The following is a 15,883-nucleotide window of genomic DNA, read 5'->3' on the forward strand; positions in this document are numbered from 1 at the left end:
CGGGGTTACCTGACGGGACGACGTACACCGGCCCGCCGATCATCGTTCACACGTACGCGGACCCGTTACCTGTTCTCGGTCGGCGGGGGTAGATCCGACTCGTTGAGCAACGTCAGGAGGCGATCGCCGTCGATGAGTTTGATTCCCGTCCCAAAGTCGGCGGCGTACTCTTCGGCCGTGCGTGCGAACGTCGAGGTCGTTACGACGACGACTCGATCGGCGTCGCCCTTCGCGAGCGTGCTCGCCAGCTTCTGGAGCGTCTCCCGACCGACGGTGTTGCCGCGTTTGTATCGCTTCGCCTGTACAGCGACGCGTTCGTCGTCGTCCTCGGCCCAGACGTCGATACCGAGGTCCGCCGTTTGCTGGGTCACCGTCGTCTCGTAGCCAAGCGTCCGGTACAGCGAGCCGACCAACTCCTCGAACTCCTCCCACGAGTACGCTTGGAGATGGTCGTGGGTCCAGAGGCTCTCATCCATCCGGTCGATCCGATTGGTCACCGGATCGAGTACCTTCGGATACGTTTCGGCAAGCGCCAGGTTCGCCGCATCCAGCCACTCGTCGGCGTCGATCGACGGATGGCCGTGATCGACGCGGTCGAGGAAGTCGACGACGGTCTCGACGCCGTTAACGATGCGTTCGTACTCTGAGAGATCGTCGGTCTCCGGCAGACCGGCTCGTTCTATCGTCGCGACGAGGTCCTCGAGGAACGCGTCGGTATCGTCGAGTTCGCGCCGCGCTGTGAGCGCCGCCGCACGGTCGACAAGCGAGGACGCTACCGCCACTCGATCGGCGACTGCCGAACTATCTTCGTCGCTGAGGGCGTCGGATACGCGCTCCGCAATGGGCGTGACATCAACCGGGGCCGTCGACTCGTCTAGTCGGGCCAACGCGTCGTCGATTCGCTCGTGTGCACCTCTCTGATCGATAACGGACTCGTACGCCGAGCGCGCCCGTCTAGCTCGACGGTACGACGCCGGCGCCGCAACGGACGGCGCCTCCGGAACGGAGAGGTACTCGTAGGCTGGCTCGTCGTTTCGGAGCTCGCGGTACTCGTCGAACGCAGCCTCCCACTCCGCGACCCGCGTCTCGAGCCGATCGAGCGCTTCGCGGGCGTCGTGTAGCGCTCGGAACTCGTCGAGGTCGGGGCAGTCCACCGCTGGCGCATCCGCGGACGGCGTTTTGGAACCGAGCTTATCGATTCGCGTTTCGAGCCGCGACCGCCGGTCCATCACCGCTCGCCAGTCGTCCTTCCAGTCGCTGATCTCGCCTTCGAGACGGTCGTACGCCGCGCGGGCCGCATCGACGTCGTCGAACGATTCCGGCTCGGGAACGGGTATCTCGCTCGTCGTCCGGTCGTGAAGCTCGTTCCGGTCCGCGAACGCGTCGATCCGGTTTCGGAGGGTCGAACGACTGTTGCGAAGCGACTCGGGCACGCCTTCCGTCTCGAGGGTAGCGGATTCGTCACCCGACGTCCGGGTCGTCTCGTCGCCGGCGGTTTCGGTAGTTTCGGTCTGGGTGGAGTCAGCGTCGCCGCTTCCAGCCGCCAGCAGAACTAGTAGGAGGCCCAGCCCGCCGAGGAGAACGAGCGGCGAAGAGACGGTGCTCCACACCGCTGCGAGTACGCCTCCGCCAGTACCTCCGGTTCCCGCCGCCGCGCTTTTGACGTCCCCGGGGAGCGGTACCGGCGAACTATCGGCGGACGTGATCGCGTATACGCGACCGTCGGTACTCCCGACATACGCGATGCCGTTCACGACCGTCGGCGTGGACACGATCGCGCCGCCCGTCTCGAACCGCCACCGTACCTCGCCCGCCTCGGCGTCGATCGCGTACAGGCTGTCGTCTTCGCTGCCGACGTACAGCGTCTCACCCGCAACGACCGCCCCGCTCGAGACGCCGGGACCCCAAAAGAGGAAACTCCACGAGCTATTGACGTCGACTCGCCAGCGTTCGGTACCGTCGTTGGCGGCCAAGGCGACGACCTCGCCGTCCGCAGTACCGACGTACGCCGTGTCGTCCGTCACCGCGACCGACCCCCGAATCCACGGCGTGACGCTAACGCTCCACCGCTCGGAGCCGGTTTTCGCGTCCAACGCGTACACGCGACCCTGGTCCATCTCCCCCGGACTCGCGCCGGTCACCCAGACCGTTCCGTCGGCGACCGAGAGCGTCGGAACCCGACTGACGACGGTGTCGATCGACCACCGTTCCACGAGGACGGGCCCGTCGGCGGTCGATTCGACGTCGAACGCGTAGAGGGTGCCGTCGTCGGTCCCGACGTACGCTCCGTCGTCGACCGCCGGCGTCGCTACGGTCTCCCCCGAAAGCGGTACCGAATCGAGTTCGTCGCCGTCGCCGCCGATCAGTCGGAGAGCGCCGCCGCCCGAGACATGTACGAGATCGTCCGCGACGACCGGCGTCGAGGGGTCGGCACCGACCGTCGCCGTCCACTCCGTACGCCCGCCGTCCGCATCGAGTGCGTACAGTCTTCCGTCCTCGGCGGCGACGTACACCAGTCCGTCGACGACCGTCGGCGACGTCGTCACTTCCGCATCGACGTCGAACGTCCACCGCACGCTCCCGTCGGTCGCGTCGAGCGCCGATATCGTTCCGTCGCCGCCGGCGACGTACGCGACCCCGTCGACGACCGCAGGTGACGTCGATATTTTCCCGTCCGTCTCGTGTTCCCACAGCACCACCGGATCGCGTTCCGGTCCCAGTTCGTTCGGCGCGTAGCCGGTATGGGCGCCGTCGTACTGATCTATCGGCGCGCCACCGACCGGTTCGGCCTGGACTGCTGCGCCGGTCCCGACGAGGCCGGGCGTCGTCGCAGCGGCAACGCCCCCGATCGTCGCCCTGCAAAGAATATCGCGACGAGTCCGATCTGTCATCCGTCTCGTCGTACTAATCAGCCGTAGAAATATCTTCTCTCCGAGAAGAATGTGCGAATTACTGAACTCGAGCTTCCTCTCTCGGAGCTCCCTCCAGATCGACTCGCTGGGCCAACACCGACGCGCAGAGGTGACGCGGAACTATCGCTCTATCGGAACATCCCACGAACGGGCTCGTCCTGTTGGTTCTGTCCCTGCTGTAACTGCTGTGCGACCTGCTGTTTTTGCCGTTGAATCTCCTCGGCCTGCTCGCGAAGTTCGGTGGTATCGATGTCGAACTCGACCAGCGGCTCGAGCGCCGTCTCGATCACGGACCGCGCCGCGGCCGGATCCGGAAGCCGGGGATCTGCGCGGACGAGCAGCAGCGCCGCCGGCACGTCCGCCTGATAGCAGGCGTTGATGAGCGCCCCGGTCACGCCGCTTACGGCGCCGGACTCTTCCGCCAGTTCGATCCCGGCGTCCTCGAGTTCCGTCCGCAGCTCCTCGGTCGTGGCGACGCCGACGACCTCGCCCTGCTGCTCCTCAGACTGAGCCGGCGCCCCGGCGAGGAAGATCGCCCGGCTGAAATCGTCGACCAGTTCCTCCAGGACGCACCGGCTCAACTCGTCGAACGCCTCCTCCGGGATCGGCACGTCGCTCTGGAGCGTCATGATGTCCGGATCCGTGCCGCCGTAGACCCGTACCGTATCCTGCACCAGCCCGTCAGTGAACGAGGCGACGGGCGGCAAGGCGTCGGCCCGGATCGACCCGTACTCCTCGAGGTCGAGCTGGTCGGTGAGCTGATCGACGGCGATCGACGCGACCAGTCCGTGGCCCGGCAACCCTTCGATCAGCGTCGGCGATTCGGCCTCGAGGTCGGTCGATCGATGGAACAGTCCGTCGGATGCGTCTGGCATGATTCCCGTCGGCCTACACCGACCGGTCACATATGCCTACGGGACGCGTCAGGTGCAGTATCGGTTGTCGATAGTGCCCCGGGTTCGGCGTTCAGAACGCCGGCGATTTCTATAGTATAGGGTGGTGGGCGATGTCGAAACGGAGCGCGTCTGCACCGCGCTTCGAGACGCGCGAACGCGTTCGGGCGACCGTTCTACGTTCCCGACGCGACGTCCGCAGCCGCCGCGACTCTATCGCGCCTCGAGTAGTGTCTTGCGCAGAAGGTACCGTCAGTGGCCCCCGGAGACGAGGTTGAGACCGACGATGCCGACGACGATCACGGAAATAAAGAGGAGGCGAGCGCTCGTCGCCGGTTCGTCGAAGAGGAGGATACCGAGCGTCGTCGTCCCCACGGCACCGATCCCCGTCCAGACGGCGTAGGCGGTCCCGATCGGGAGGTCCTGGACCGCTTTCGCGAGCAACACCATACTGATGACGAGCGCGATACCCGTTCCAACCGTCGGGAGCGGCTTCGAGAGCCCGTCGGAATAGGCCAGCCCGATCGCCCACGCGATCTCGAACAGGCCGGCGACGAAAAGGATGATCCAGGCCATCGCGTCGAACTTTTCGGCTCCCCGAGCTATGGCTTTCGGTATCGAATCCGCTCGGTTCGACGGTCCGGACGGATCCAGCCCGTCCGACGCGTCGGACGGGGAACTCGAGACGCGAGGCGAGCGCCGGGCGGTGGCTCGTCCCGTTCGGGGAGCGGGACGGCGCGTGTCGAAACGTTGAACTCGGCAGCCGTCAGAGTTCGGGTAGGAACCGCCGCTCGTCATTACATGTCCTCCTGGAAACGAGACTTCTCCCGCGGGCTGATCGTCCTCGCGCCGATCCTCGTCATCGGCTACCTCTGCTACGTGCTGTACGGATTCGTCGACGGTCTCACCCCGGACCTTCTCGTCCCCGAGTGGCTCCTCGAGACGTTCGTCGCGAACGACGCCCTACGGGCCAGACTGACGGCGCTGCTCCGCGTCGCCGTCTCGACGGGCGTGCTTCTCGGACTGCTCTACGCGACCGGGTTGGCAGCGCGGACGGCGCTGGGTGCGGTGTTCGAACGGGCGATCGATACCAGCGCGAACTCCCTCCCCGGCGTTCGCGTCGTCTACAACGCCTCGAAGACGGCCGCCGAAACCGCGGTGAACGAGCAGACGGAACTCCGTCAGCCGGTCAAACTCGAGGCCTGGGACGAGATCTGGGTGACGGCGTTCAAGACCGGCCGCTCGACGACCGACGGCCAGGCGCTGTACTTCGTGCCGACGTCGCCGAACGTGACCAGCGGCTTCCTCGTCGAAGCCGATCCCGACGAGGTGGAGCACCTCGACGAACCGTTCGAGCGGGCACTTGGGCGAGTGCTTAGCGGCGGATTCGGTACCGGTGACGAGGTCTCGCGAGACGAGGAAATCCCGATCGACGTCGTCGACGCCGCCGACCGGTCCCGAGAGAAAGATGGGGAGTGACCGAGAAGATCACTCGTTGAACGCTCACGATAGCTCGGTTCCGGTCGGTTCGTAGACCTGCACCCAGCCATCGCTTCTCACCTTGATGAGATGATCGGCGTAGCAAAATTCGACGGTTCCCGCCCCCTGTCGGGATGCTCTCCTCGTCTTGGAACCGAAGAACGCGTCTTCGATACCGGCGACATCGACGCTTTCGTACAGCGGTGGGGATTTCACCTCACTCGGAGAGACCTCCTTTGCTTCCGCGATGGCGAACACGATCGCGGTCGTAAGCCCACCATCACGCTCGGGTTCGTATAACCGCTGTGCGGTTTGCTGCCAGTGTCTCTCTCGATTGAGCGTCAGATCGTCGCCGCTGTCAGTTCCGCCGTTATCGTTCGTCGGCATCCATATCACTCCGGGCGTGCGCTTCTTGGTTGCTGTCGAGACTCGCTCCCACGCCTTCGAGCGCGAGCAGGACTTGGGCGGCGTTCTCGGCGGGTGTAATGGTCTCGGTCGCGTCATCGAAGGTGATGACACCCTCATCGACTAATTTGGGGACGTGAGCGTGATAGAGCGAGACGTACACCCGCTCTCGCTGTAGAGTCGTGACCTCGTGATCGGGGATGTCGTTCTCCCACGCGGCGATTTTCGTCGCTAGATCGGTCAGCGTCCACTCCGTAGTCTCGAGAAGCGTGTAGCAGAGATAGCGACGTCGCGGATGGCCCAGTGCCTCGTAGACGTGATCTAATTCCAGTACGGCTTGCGGCAGGGGTCCCTCCCCGGCCAGTGGACTCGCCGAGTCGATATCGCCATCATCATGATGTCCGGTATCATCTCCCATACTACGAAGAGACTGGCCGAATTATTAAACCCCGCTGCCAGTCAGATGCGTACACTAACAGGGCTACGAGAGATATCACCGATCGGAGGTTTCGACGCGGCCGGCCGAAAATTTTCGTCTGCGGGTAGGGCGAAGACGGGGGACGTACCGACGGAACTGACACGAACAGAAACCGCTCGGCGGGGGCTCGTTGCACTCTCTCGAGACCTGTTCTACCCTCGAGAACTCGTTGATCGGCTGAACGTCTCTCGATCGACGGTCGCCCTCGGTACCCGCCACGGTCGACGGCGGGGAAGAGTCGAACATCCTGACGACAGCGCTATCGCCGCTGCCGACTAAGGGACAGTACCGAGTCGGGTGCTACACCCACATCATCGACCCCGGCTCGGTATTCGTTCTATCGACCGCTACCACTCTACGGCCGACGTCACGGGACGTCACGGAGCGCGGCCAGCGTCTCGCATGTACTCGTCCAGCGTCTCCGCGAGTGTCTCGGCGAAGGCCTCGTCGTTGATGTCGGTCTCGCGTTCGAGCAGTTCGACGTCGTCGTCGAGCGTCGACCGCAGCGCGTCGAACAGCGCGTCGTCGGCCTCGGGATCGTGGAAGTCCTCGCCCTCGACGTCGATCGCCGAGACGCCCTCGAGCGGGAGCGCGAGCGCGGTAGGGCCGGTCGCCGCGTTGAGTTTCTCGGCGATGATCTCCCCGAGTTCGGCGTTCTCTTCCGGCGTCGTCCGCATGAGCGTCACCTGCGGATTGTGGATGTGGAACTGTCGTCCCTCGAACTCCTCGGGAACCGAATCGCGCGGCCCGAAGTTGACCATGTCGAGCGCGCCCGTCGACACGACCTGCGGGATGCCCTCGTCGCCGGCCGCCTCGAGGCGATCCGGCCCGGCGCTCAAGACGCCGCCGACCAGTTCGTCGGCCCACTCGGTCGTCGTGACGTCGAGCACGCCGTCGATGACGCCCTCCTCGACGAGCGACTCCATCGCGCGCCCGCCCGTCCCGGTGGCGTGGAAGACGATCGTCTCGTACCCCTTCTCCTCGAGTATCTCGCGGGCGGTCTGCACGCAGGGCGTCGTGACGCCGAACATCGTAATGCCGATCGTCGGCCGATCCTCGACGTCGACGTCGGGGTCGTTCGTCACCATCCCGACCATCGCCAGGGTGCCGTTGGCGATGATCCGCCGCGAGAGTTGATTCAGCCCCTCGATGTCGGCGACCGAGTACAGCATCGCGATATCTCGCGAACCGACGTAGGGCTCCGTGTCGCCGGAGGCCATCGTGGAGATCATGAGCTTCGGAACGCCGACCGGTAGCGCCCGCATCGCCGTCGTCGCGATCGAGGTGTTGCCTGATCCGCCCAGTCCGAGCACGCCGTCGAGAACGTCGTCGTCGTGGAGTTCCTCGGCGATCGCGGCCGCGCCCTCGCCCATCGCCTCCATCGCCTCGCCGCGGTCGGCCTCCTCGCGGAGGTGCTCGAGGGTCGTCCCCGCCGCCTCGGCGACTTCACTCGCCGGCGTTTCCGGTTTGACCATCGGCCCCGGTTCGCCCATTACGCCGGCATCAACGACGTGAACGTCCACGCCCTGGGCCTCGAGGACGTCCCTGGCGAAGCCGATCTCCTCGGCCTTCGTGTCCAGCGTGCCGATGATGACGACGCTCACGGGTCGGACTCACCCGATTCGACGCGGTCCATCGTCGGCGGTTCGCCGGCGGGAACGACCTCACAGCCGGGTTGCTCTCGCAATTGTGCTTCCGGACCCGGCGGCGCGTAGACCGCCAGGAGAAGCAGCGGCTCCCAGCCGGTGTTTACCGTCCCGTGCTCGACGCCTTCCGGGATGAACACCAACTCGCCAGCCGCAATTTCGCGTGTCTCGTCGCCGACCTCCTGCTTTCCCTCCCCGCGCAGGACGTAGAGGATCTCGTCGCTCTCGGGGTGTGTATGCCGCTCGTGGCCCTTCCCCGGCTCGAGTCGAACGACGCCCGCGCTGAAGCGATCGCCGCCGGTGACCTCGGGCGTGTGCAGCCACTTGAGGACGCCCCAGTCGAACGCCAGGCTCTCGACGTCGTCCGGTTCGACGAAGTGCGTGTGCGTCTCCGTCATGGTCAGAACTCGATCGATTTGAACTCGGCGGCCTGATTCTCGATTGCCTCCTCGGTCGGCAGGCGCTCGAGGCTGGAGGCCCCGAAGAAGCCGACGACGCCCTCCGTGTTGTTGAGGACGTATTCGGCGTCGTCCGGCCAGGCGATCGGTCCGCCGTGACAGATGACGAGCACGTCCTCGTTCACCTCCTTGGCGGCGTCGTGGTGGGCCTGCACCCGCTCGGCGGCCGCGTCGAGGTCCAGCGCCGTTTCGGCGCCGATGTCGCCCGACGTCGTCAGTCCCATGTGCGAGACGATCACGTCCGCGCCGGCCTCGGTCATCTCGCGGGCCTGCTCCTCGGTGAAGACGTACGGGCAGGTGAGCATGTCCTGCTCGGCGGCCTCCTGGATCATCTCGACCTCCTTGTCGTAGCCCATCCCCGTCTCCTCGAGGTTCTGGCGGAACTGGCTGTCCTCGTCGATGAGGCCGACGGTCGGGAAGTTCTGGACGCCCGAGAACCCCCGTCGCTTGAGGTCCTCGATGAAGACGTCCATCTGCCGGAACGGATCGGTTCCGTTGACCCCCGCGAGCACGGGCGTGTCCTCGACGACCGGCAACACCTGCCGTCCCATATCGACGACGATCTCGTTGGCGTCGCCGTACGGGAGCAAGCCGGCCAGCGAGCCCCGCCCGTTCATCCGATACCGGCCGGAGTTGTAGATGATCAGCAGGTCGACGCCGCCGCGCTCGGCGAACTTCGCCGACATGCCCGTCCCGGCACCCGCGCCGATGATCGGTTCTCCGTTCGAAACTGTCTCCTCGAGGCGTCGGACCGATTCGTCACGTGCAAATTCCATGACAGTCGATGACAACCACACTTCATCTCTTCAAGCTTTCCTCGAATGATCGACGTGTGGCCGTCGGCGAATCGGAGTCCCTGCCACCGTCGGGCGTCGGATAGTTGGGCCGAAGCCGATCGTTCCCACGCTACGTGTTCCCTCCAATTCGAAATGGACTACGCTACTCGCGCTATATTGCAAGGATAGGGGTTACCTGACTGCAAGCCGACGTATCTGCTGGAGGCGCGCTATTATGACAGAAAAAGAGAGAAGTACGATCCTCGACAGCTCGGACGATTCGCGTCGATCATTCATGAAGAAGGGAGCCCTCGCGTCGGGTGCCCTCGCCATCGGGACGTCCGGGACTGCAATGGCCCAAGATGATGACGACGACTTCAACCTCGACGACTCGTGGAAGGCGCTCATCCACATCAGCAACTTCTACCCGAATGCCCGGTTCGCGTTCGTGTCGGGCGTCGTCAACTGGGTGCCGAACTATGGCGATGTCCGAGACAGTTGGTTCTCGGACTACAACACGTACCAGATCCGGTGGCTCAACACTGGAGAGGTCGTCTCGCTGTTCGTCGCTCACGACGCCAGCATTGGCGAATACAACGAAGAACTCGGCTACATCACCGACGCCGATGACGATCCGGACCAGCCGCAGGTGTTCCAGATGAACCGGGAGTATACGCCCTTCAGCGACAATCAGGAGTTCGTCACCGTCAACGCCAGTCCCGTCGACGAGGAGGAGGAAGACGATATTCTCGAGACGGAAGACTGGTGGCAAACCAGTTAACGGGCAGTGAGGGCTCGTCCGCCTCGGCGACGGCACCTAATCAGTTTCTACCCTCCAACGATTATTACTCAGTAACCGGGACCGAGTCACGTTGCTCCGAGAGCCGCTTTGGGCGTGACGTGCTAACTACGAGACTGGTGAAAACGTCCTGCATCAGAAACGGTCGCTTATCGTTCTCCGAACGAGGGTATTCCGGAAACGTATCTACGATCTGTCTATTCCTATCTATATCCGCTACGCTGATACGAATAGCAGGGCAGTTCTGACAGGGACACCGACTTGGGACTGCCCCTGAGCGCGGTAGTGGTACTCGCACCGATCCGACGAAAGGACGGTTTCCCGGGCGATGGTCGGTTCTCGAGTCTCTCCTCCTCGTCACGTTCTCGGAATCACCTCCATCTATTCCTCCGGATCCCTCGAGAGTACGACTGCTCGCTCAGACGGCCGTAACTAGCCGCACGCCGTATCCGTCACCATCTATCTGCGCGCCATTTAAGTGGTTCTCGCCACAAGGTCAAGATATAGCAGGGGGAAGCGTTCTATTCCGGTCTCCCAACCTCGGTAGTCGCAACTCGCTCAGGGATACTCGAACTCGAGCAGCGGCGGTTCTACGGAACGACGGTACGGCGAGCTACCCCGACCGGCGGCCCGAGACGGTCGACGGGACGAGCTGCTGGCGCTGTATAACTGCATTCGGGGCAGGAATGCAGCACGGATCGACGCCCGTTCAGGGCTAGCCTGATCACTCGGTACCGGTGGGCACACGCTCACAACAGGAACGTTCCGAGAAAGCCCACTGCGGTCGCCAGGGTGATATAGGGACCGGCCTGCTCGTACGCGTCGGGGTAGATCTCCCCCGCGAGCGACGCGAGGATCGCACCGCCGGCGAACGCTCGTAGTGCGCTCTCCCAGTAACTCGGCAGCGACGGCAGGTACCGGTAGCCGAGGATGACTGCTGCGCTGACGACGAGCGCCGTCACGACCCACGCACCCATGGTCACCCGATTCCCTCGCTCCTCGGACATATTAGTGCCGGATATAATCGACTGCGAGCCGTTCGTGACCACGAGCGCGAACAGGAACGCCATCGCACCCTGTACGTTGCCGACGAGCAGCGACCCCATCGCCGCGTTCTCCGGAATGCCGTCGATGGTCACGCTGGCCCACAAGCCCGCGCCGTTCTCGGTCGATTCGTCGTTCGAGAGGCTGTCGATGAGGATGTCGAGGCCACCGAACGTGAACGTACCAGCTAGGAAGTACCCGGAGGCGTTCCACTTGCCGATGTTGTGGAACGCGGGGTCAAACAGTTCAAACGCCATCGAGACGACGAGCGACCCACCGCCGACCGCGAGCAGAACTGCCTGCCACTTCCGTTGCGGATCGACCCAGATGCCGATCGCCGCCCCGACGATCAGCGACACGGCTGAGAGGACCGCATAGAACCACGGGTTCGAGAGCAGTCCTGCGAAGAGCCCCCCTGAACTCGCGGTTCGAGCGACGACGGGGGCGATGCGAACTCCCACGTTCATGATTCTCTTCGGACGGCGTCACGGTCGAGCGTGCAGTTCGTCTCGCCGCGATTAGCGGCGGTACGATCGGGACCCTTCGGTCGACTCTGGCTGTGGAACAGCTCTCTAGGGGTCACGTTCTCGGCATTCCGTTCCGGCACACGACGATCCGAGGTGCGCTCGAGTCGGCCGAGTTCCGCATTCGGCCGGCGTTGCCCGGCGGATACGGTCCCACGTTGGCCGCAGCGTACGGCGGCGCGCCGCGGCACGCTCTCGGAACGCATTCGCATCGTATCGACGCCGCCCGGAACTGTAAGGCTTCTATTTGCGACAGATAATCGGTTAGCAGACGTGATTTTACCCGATACGGACGGCCGACCAGACACCAGGTGTCCAGCCTGCTCGCTCTGAATTCGGCCAGCGTTCGGTACGAATACACACCGTTCAGTGTGAACTACCGTCGGAACTCCTTGCTTGGACAAGGATTCTACTTACTCGTATCTACGCCTAAGCGCCGATGAAAGTAACAATGAGCACGACCGTCGAATGGCTTGCAGGTGTCAACGCCATTCTCGGCGCGTGGGTGATTGCGACCCCGTTCGTGTTCACCGATGCGGCGGCGCTCTGGACGGGGAGTGCGTTCTGGAACTACGTGCTCGTTGGTGGCGCGATCGTCTCGGTCTCCGGGTACAACTGGTGGATTACGGACGACGATGACGCCGGCAGTGAGTTGGCCGCCACGGGGAGCGTCGTTCTCGGTCTCTGGCTGATCGTCTTCCCGCTCGTAACCGACGTCGGTGTCGAGGGGCCGTTCGTCTGGATCGACATGGCTGTCGGAGCAACCATCGCGAAACTGGCCGCCTACAACATATGGCTGACCCTGAGCGACAAGTCCGTGACATGGACGACGAGAGTCTGAGCCGCGATCGGGCCAGATCGGCCGCGATCGTCGAATGGATCACCCTGACCGGTGACCGTATACACATTGCGGCCGTCTTACTCGTTGGCGTCCTCGTCGCAACGACCGCCGTTCAATTCCTGGTACTGCCGGAAGGCGGGCGGCCCACGTCGCTGTTCTATATGGCGAGTGCTATCATCGGCGGCAACTTCACCCTCCTTACTATCGTCATCTCCATCAATCAGCTCGTCATCTCACGGCAGTTAAGCGCCCCCGGCGAACTTCGGGACGAAATCGAAAACACGACCGCGTATCGTGATGCCGCCATCGAACTGCTGGAGACGAACACCGCTCCCGTAACGCCCGCGTCCTTCCTCAAATTCCTCCATCAGGGCGTCCAAGACTCGATCGATTACCTCCGCGATCGTCAACCCTCCCTCGACGAGAAGGTCGCTGCGGAGCTGAGCGACCTGCTCACCGGCATCGAAGACCAAGTCCATGAGGCGACGGCCCTGCTCGATGACTGTAACGCTGAAATCTTCGACGCGCTGATGATCACGCTCGATACCAACTACTCGGAGGATATCCACCACGTGTGGCAACTGCTTACCGCGTACGGCGGCGAGTTTGACGACGAGACCGTGGCGGAATGTACGTTGCTCGTCAAGCGTCTCAAACAGATCGACATCGCCCGGCAATACCTCAAGACGCTGTACATCCAGGAGGAGCTCGCACGGCTCTCTCGCTATCTGTTGTACGTCGGCGCGCCGACCATCCTGTTCGGCGTCGGGCTGCTTCAGATATTCGTCACCACGAACGTGGCGGCGCTCGGCCCCGAGGAACTTTCGTTTCTCGTGCCCGTCTTCGTCACGGTCGGCGTCGCGCCGCTCGCGGTCCTGTTCGCGTACGTCCTCCGTATCTCGACGGTCTCGGAGCGAACGGTCGCGATCACGCCGTTTACGACGCCCACTCAGGAGCAGCAACCCGAGTTGAAGTCGACCACTACTGACCTGGTGAGAGACCAGGACTAACACAGCCTCCCAGCTGCTCCCGGTCGCAGCGTCGGACTCGAACAGCGCGGTTCAGCGAGGAAGCGAGGACCGGGTTCAACGCCGCCAGTTTCGAACTGGAACGGCGCTGTCGGTACCGTTCGCAACTACGGCAGGTATCGACCGTCGATTCCCGCGCCGATACCGTCCTGTGACCCTGGAACGCAGAGCCGTCGGCTGACCGGTGGCTGCTCGACTCGTCCGAGATCGGCCGTGCCCGTCACCGACTGCGCCTCGTGGCGATGCGAGTACGATCGTAAACGGTGCCACTGACGTCCCGATCTCGCTATTGCGGATACTCGCCCTGCTGCTGTCACCTACGCATTAGGGGCTCGCTCCCGTCTTTCGGCGTATGGCTGACGATGACGGTGGCAAGCCGATCCGAAAGATCGACGACGCAAGTCACGGGACACCGCCGGAGAACCCGGTGAGACGTCGGCTCTTCCGGATGAAGCGGTGGTTTCTGCTCGACGCAAACCGAAACCTCGTAACCGGTCTCTTGTTCCTCGGAAGTTTCGTCACGATTCTCCTCGCCGGCTCGATCGGTCCCGTTCCCGTCCAGAGCTTTTTGACGGAGGGCGTTTCGCCGGGGGTCGCTCTCATCGAACTCCTCAAAACGATCGTTTCCGTCGTTGTCATCGTCCTCTCGATCAACCAGCTCGTTCTGTCTCCCGGGTTGGGTCCCGTCGACGAGCAGCGGGAACGCTTCGAACAGTCGATGGACCTGCGGCGAAAGGTGGAAACCCACACTGACGTTCGCGTGAGTCCCGCCTCACCGGCCGCGTTTCTCGCGGCTCTCCTCGACGAAATCGCCGATCAGGCGGCACAGATCGAGAAGACAGCATCTCGAGCAGACATCCGTGACAGCGGTATCCACGGCGAGATCACCGAGTTTGCAAACGAGACCCGAACCGAAGCGGAACGCGTCCACGCCCTGCTTTCGTCGAGCAGGTTCGGCAAATTCGAGGCGGTTTCAGCGGCCTTGCGATTCGCAATGTCGGAGAAGGTCCGGACGCTTCGTGAGATCCGTCAGTCCCGTAGCGAATCGTTCTCGGAGCCGCTACAGGAAGCGCTCGACGAACTGGGGGATCTCTTGAAACTGTTCACGGTTGCTCGAGAGTACTTAAAGATAGTCTACATCCGCGATGAGTACATCAGGCTCTCCGAAGGACTGTTGTACACCGGTCTCCCGGCGATTCTTATCACGTACTGTGCGGCCCAAATCGACGGCCCGGACGCTTTCCCGGGGCACTTCTTCGGGATCGAAAACCGGCTGATATTCGTCAGCGGCGCAGTGGCGATCGCCCTCGTTCCGTTCGCTGTCCTCCTGTCCTACGTATTCCGGCTAACCGCGATGTCGCGGTCGACGCTTTTCATCGGCCCGTTCGATGCGCGACGGAGCGAGACGCACTTCGAGAGCGAACGCGATCGTGGTCGATAACGGCGAACCCCCTCCTGTCGCGCCGGTACCAACGGGCTCGAGCAGACGACGGCCGCGGAGCGGACGCGGATCGGATACGCGAGTCGGTCGCTTCGCCGTTCGGTGCGGGCCGAGCACACGTCGTTCGGTACTGGTCGAGGAGGTGACGGGCGACGATCCCTTCGAAACCGATCGGCTGTCGCGTGCCGAATAGAGCGCCGATTTCGCAGAAGAACCTTTCTTGTTGTATCACGAACGGTCGGACGGAGCATGTCAGATATTAACTTGCAAGACGAGCAGGAACCGCTCAAAAAGGAGTACGAGGAGAACCCGGACGCGGCACGGGTCACGTTGACCGCGACCGGCGAGGAGCAGGCGGACGTCAGGTCCTGCAGCGTGGATATCGGCAGGGCGATGTACGAGGCGGAACTCCACGAGGGAGCGGGTGGCCCAGGTGCAGCGGCCTGCTCCGGCGACCTCCTGTTGGGAGCGCTGGCGGCCTGCTCGCAGCTGACCGCGCAGGCCGTGGCGGCGAACTTCGGCGTCGACGCCGCCATCAGCGTCGAGGCCAGCGGCGATCTCGACCTCCGGGGGACGATGGGCATCGACGACGAGGTGCCGGTCGGGTTCACGGACATTCGCCTCGACGTTTCCGTGGACGGGGATCTCGACGAGGAGACTGCGGCCGCGCTCCAGAAGTACACCGAGAAGTACTGCGTCGTGTACCAGACGCTAGCGGATCCGCCGGAAATCGAAACCACGTGGACCTTCGAGTAGGAGACTGTACTGCCGCGGTTCGTCGTCGAACGCTGTAGTCGACGGCGTCTCCTCGAGGCGCTCGGGGTCGGCCCCATCGGCCCGGTACTCGGCACCGCTACAGCACGAGCGATCGATGCGGACGGCGCCGGTTGAACGGACAGTACGCTCCCGTTCGACCCCTGATTTTGGCAGCTTTTCTCCCTTGGTATCAGATAGCTAGCTACATCCGATTTCAAATACTTCGAGTGCGATAGCTCAGTCGGGAATATTTCGACTTATACGTCTCGCCCCCACTATCTCCAATCTATACTCGATAATGGGAGATATATGGCCGATGAATACGGGAATTTGACCAATATATGAAGAATTCCGTCTCGAGATAGTTGGGCGACGACTACGGAATTATATCGACCGCCTTCGG

The 15,883-nt window shown here is 63.4% G+C and carries 15 protein-coding genes; 6 read left to right on the forward strand and 9 right to left on the reverse strand.

Features of this window, described 5'->3' with window-relative positions:
* Positions 1-65: 65 nt before the first annotated feature.
* The 3 genes from ACYQ26_RS05870 to ACYQ26_RS05880 all read right to left on the reverse strand — a co-directional run bounded on the left by ACYQ26_RS05870 (position 66) and on the right by ACYQ26_RS05880 (position 4,381).
* Positions 66-2,891 carry an outer membrane protein assembly factor BamB family protein gene (locus ACYQ26_RS05870; RefSeq protein WP_459807924.1) on the reverse strand — a complete coding sequence of 942 codons (2,826 nt, stop codon included), beginning with the start codon at positions 2,889-2,891 and terminating at the stop codon, positions 66-68.
* Between the two features lie 149 nt (positions 2,892-3,040).
* Positions 3,041-3,787, reverse strand: coding sequence for a proteasome assembly chaperone family protein (locus ACYQ26_RS05875; protein ID WP_459807925.1), 747 nt, complete (start codon positions 3,785-3,787; stop codon positions 3,041-3,043).
* Between the two features lie 270 nt (positions 3,788-4,057).
* A complete protein-coding gene (locus ACYQ26_RS05880; protein ID WP_459807926.1) occupies positions 4,058-4,381 on the reverse strand; it encodes a DMT family transporter in 324 nt (107 codons plus the stop codon).
* Positions 4,382-4,606: 225 nt separating this feature from the next.
* Here ACYQ26_RS05880 and ACYQ26_RS05885 point away from each other — a divergent pair, with 225 nt between their 5' ends.
* The gene (locus ACYQ26_RS05885; protein WP_459807928.1) at positions 4,607-5,284 is read left to right on the forward strand and encodes a DUF502 domain-containing protein; all 678 of its coding nucleotides are present in this window, start codon (positions 4,607-4,609) and stop codon (positions 5,282-5,284) included.
* A gap of 24 nt (positions 5,285-5,308) precedes the next feature.
* Here the strand turns inward: ACYQ26_RS05885 and ACYQ26_RS05890 are convergent, their stop codons facing one another.
* From ACYQ26_RS05890 to ACYQ26_RS05910, 5 genes are all read right to left on the reverse strand, one after another.
* Positions 5,309-5,671 carry a HalOD1 output domain-containing protein gene (locus ACYQ26_RS05890; RefSeq protein WP_459807929.1) on the reverse strand — a complete coding sequence of 121 codons (363 nt, stop codon included), beginning with the start codon at positions 5,669-5,671 and terminating at the stop codon, positions 5,309-5,311.
* Entirely contained in the window at positions 5,655-6,107 is a 453-nt protein-coding gene (locus ACYQ26_RS05895) for a DUF7344 domain-containing protein (RefSeq protein ID WP_459807930.1), read from the reverse strand. Before ACYQ26_RS05895 ends, ACYQ26_RS05890 begins: the two co-directional genes overlap by 17 nt.
* Before the next feature lie 437 nt (positions 6,108-6,544).
* On the reverse strand, positions 6,545-7,771 hold the full coding sequence (locus tag ACYQ26_RS05900) for a Tm-1-like ATP-binding domain-containing protein (RefSeq protein WP_459807931.1): 1,227 nt from the start codon (positions 7,769-7,771) through the stop codon (positions 6,545-6,547).
* Complete coding sequence (locus ACYQ26_RS05905; protein WP_459807932.1) at positions 7,768-8,211, reverse strand: cupin domain-containing protein; 444 nt, start codon at positions 8,209-8,211, stop codon at positions 7,768-7,770. The genes ACYQ26_RS05900 and ACYQ26_RS05905 overlap by 4 nt, the downstream gene beginning before the upstream one ends.
* A gap of 2 nt (positions 8,212-8,213) precedes the next feature.
* Positions 8,214-9,047, reverse strand: coding sequence for a phosphoenolpyruvate hydrolase family protein (locus ACYQ26_RS05910; RefSeq protein WP_459807933.1), 834 nt, complete (start codon positions 9,045-9,047; stop codon positions 8,214-8,216).
* A gap of 235 nt (positions 9,048-9,282) precedes the next feature.
* Here ACYQ26_RS05910 and ACYQ26_RS05915 point away from each other — a divergent pair, with 235 nt between their 5' ends.
* On the forward strand, positions 9,283-9,828 hold the full coding sequence (locus ACYQ26_RS05915) for a twin-arginine translocation signal domain-containing protein (RefSeq protein ID WP_459807934.1): 546 nt from the start codon (positions 9,283-9,285) through the stop codon (positions 9,826-9,828).
* Positions 9,829-10,595: 767 nt separating this feature from the next.
* On the opposite strand, the gene ACYQ26_RS05920 is transcribed toward ACYQ26_RS05915, so the two are convergent.
* Positions 10,596-11,357, reverse strand: a complete 762-nt coding sequence (locus tag ACYQ26_RS05920; RefSeq protein WP_459807935.1) for a ZIP family metal transporter — start codon at positions 11,355-11,357, stop codon at positions 10,596-10,598.
* Between the two features lie 508 nt (positions 11,358-11,865).
* Between ACYQ26_RS05920 and ACYQ26_RS05925 the strand changes: the two genes are divergently transcribed.
* The 4 genes from ACYQ26_RS05925 to ACYQ26_RS05940 all read left to right on the forward strand — a co-directional run bounded on the left by ACYQ26_RS05925 (position 11,866) and on the right by ACYQ26_RS05940 (position 15,480).
* A complete protein-coding gene (locus tag ACYQ26_RS05925; protein ID WP_459807936.1) occupies positions 11,866-12,255 on the forward strand; it encodes an SPW repeat domain-containing protein in 390 nt (129 codons plus the stop codon).
* Complete coding sequence (locus ACYQ26_RS05930) at positions 12,237-13,265, forward strand: DUF7972 family membrane protein (RefSeq protein ID WP_459807938.1); 1,029 nt, start codon at positions 12,237-12,239, stop codon at positions 13,263-13,265. Before ACYQ26_RS05925 ends, ACYQ26_RS05930 begins: the two co-directional genes overlap by 19 nt.
* 370 nt (positions 13,266-13,635) lie before the next feature.
* Positions 13,636-14,724, forward strand: a complete 1,089-nt coding sequence (locus ACYQ26_RS05935) for a DUF7972 family membrane protein (protein ID WP_459807939.1) — start codon at positions 13,636-13,638, stop codon at positions 14,722-14,724.
* A gap of 249 nt (positions 14,725-14,973) precedes the next feature.
* A complete protein-coding gene (locus tag ACYQ26_RS05940; RefSeq protein ID WP_459807940.1) occupies positions 14,974-15,480 on the forward strand; it encodes an OsmC family protein in 507 nt (168 codons plus the stop codon).
* Positions 15,481-15,883 lie beyond the last annotated feature (403 nt).

Source organism: Halopiger thermotolerans (assembly GCF_054654555.1).

Excerpts from the sequence above, each read along its gene's own strand:
- ACYQ26_RS05935 (WP_459807939.1), top strand. The coding sequence starts at position 13,636 with ATGGCTGACGATGACGGTGGCAAGCCGATCCGAAAGATCGACGACGCA.
- ACYQ26_RS05895 (WP_459807930.1), bottom strand. The coding sequence starts at position 6,107 with ATGGGAGATGATACCGGACATCATGATGATGGCGATATCGACTCGGCG.
- ACYQ26_RS05905 (WP_459807932.1), bottom strand. The coding sequence starts at position 8,211 with ATGACGGAGACGCACACGCACTTCGTCGAACCGGACGACGTCGAGAGC.
- ACYQ26_RS05910 (WP_459807933.1), bottom strand. The coding sequence starts at position 9,047 with ATGGAATTTGCACGTGACGAATCGGTCCGACGCCTCGAGGAGACAGTT.
- ACYQ26_RS05920 (WP_459807935.1), bottom strand. The coding sequence starts at position 11,357 with ATGAACGTGGGAGTTCGCATCGCCCCCGTCGTCGCTCGAACCGCGAGT.
- ACYQ26_RS05940 (WP_459807940.1), top strand. The coding sequence starts at position 14,974 with ATGTCAGATATTAACTTGCAAGACGAGCAGGAACCGCTCAAAAAGGAG.
- ACYQ26_RS05915 (WP_459807934.1), top strand. The coding sequence starts at position 9,283 with ATGACAGAAAAAGAGAGAAGTACGATCCTCGACAGCTCGGACGATTCG.
- ACYQ26_RS05880 (WP_459807926.1), bottom strand. The coding sequence starts at position 4,381 with ATGGCCTGGATCATCCTTTTCGTCGCCGGCCTGTTCGAGATCGCGTGG.
- ACYQ26_RS05875 (WP_459807925.1), bottom strand. The coding sequence starts at position 3,787 with ATGCCAGACGCATCCGACGGACTGTTCCATCGATCGACCGACCTCGAG.
- ACYQ26_RS05870 (WP_459807924.1), bottom strand. The coding sequence starts at position 2,891 with ATGACAGATCGGACTCGTCGCGATATTCTTTGCAGGGCGACGATCGGG.
- ACYQ26_RS05925 (WP_459807936.1), top strand. The coding sequence starts at position 11,866 with ATGAGCACGACCGTCGAATGGCTTGCAGGTGTCAACGCCATTCTCGGC.
- ACYQ26_RS05885 (WP_459807928.1), top strand. The coding sequence starts at position 4,607 with ATGTCCTCCTGGAAACGAGACTTCTCCCGCGGGCTGATCGTCCTCGCG.
- ACYQ26_RS05930 (WP_459807938.1), top strand. The coding sequence starts at position 12,237 with ATGGACGACGAGAGTCTGAGCCGCGATCGGGCCAGATCGGCCGCGATC.
- ACYQ26_RS05890 (WP_459807929.1), bottom strand. The coding sequence starts at position 5,671 with ATGCCGACGAACGATAACGGCGGAACTGACAGCGGCGACGATCTGACG.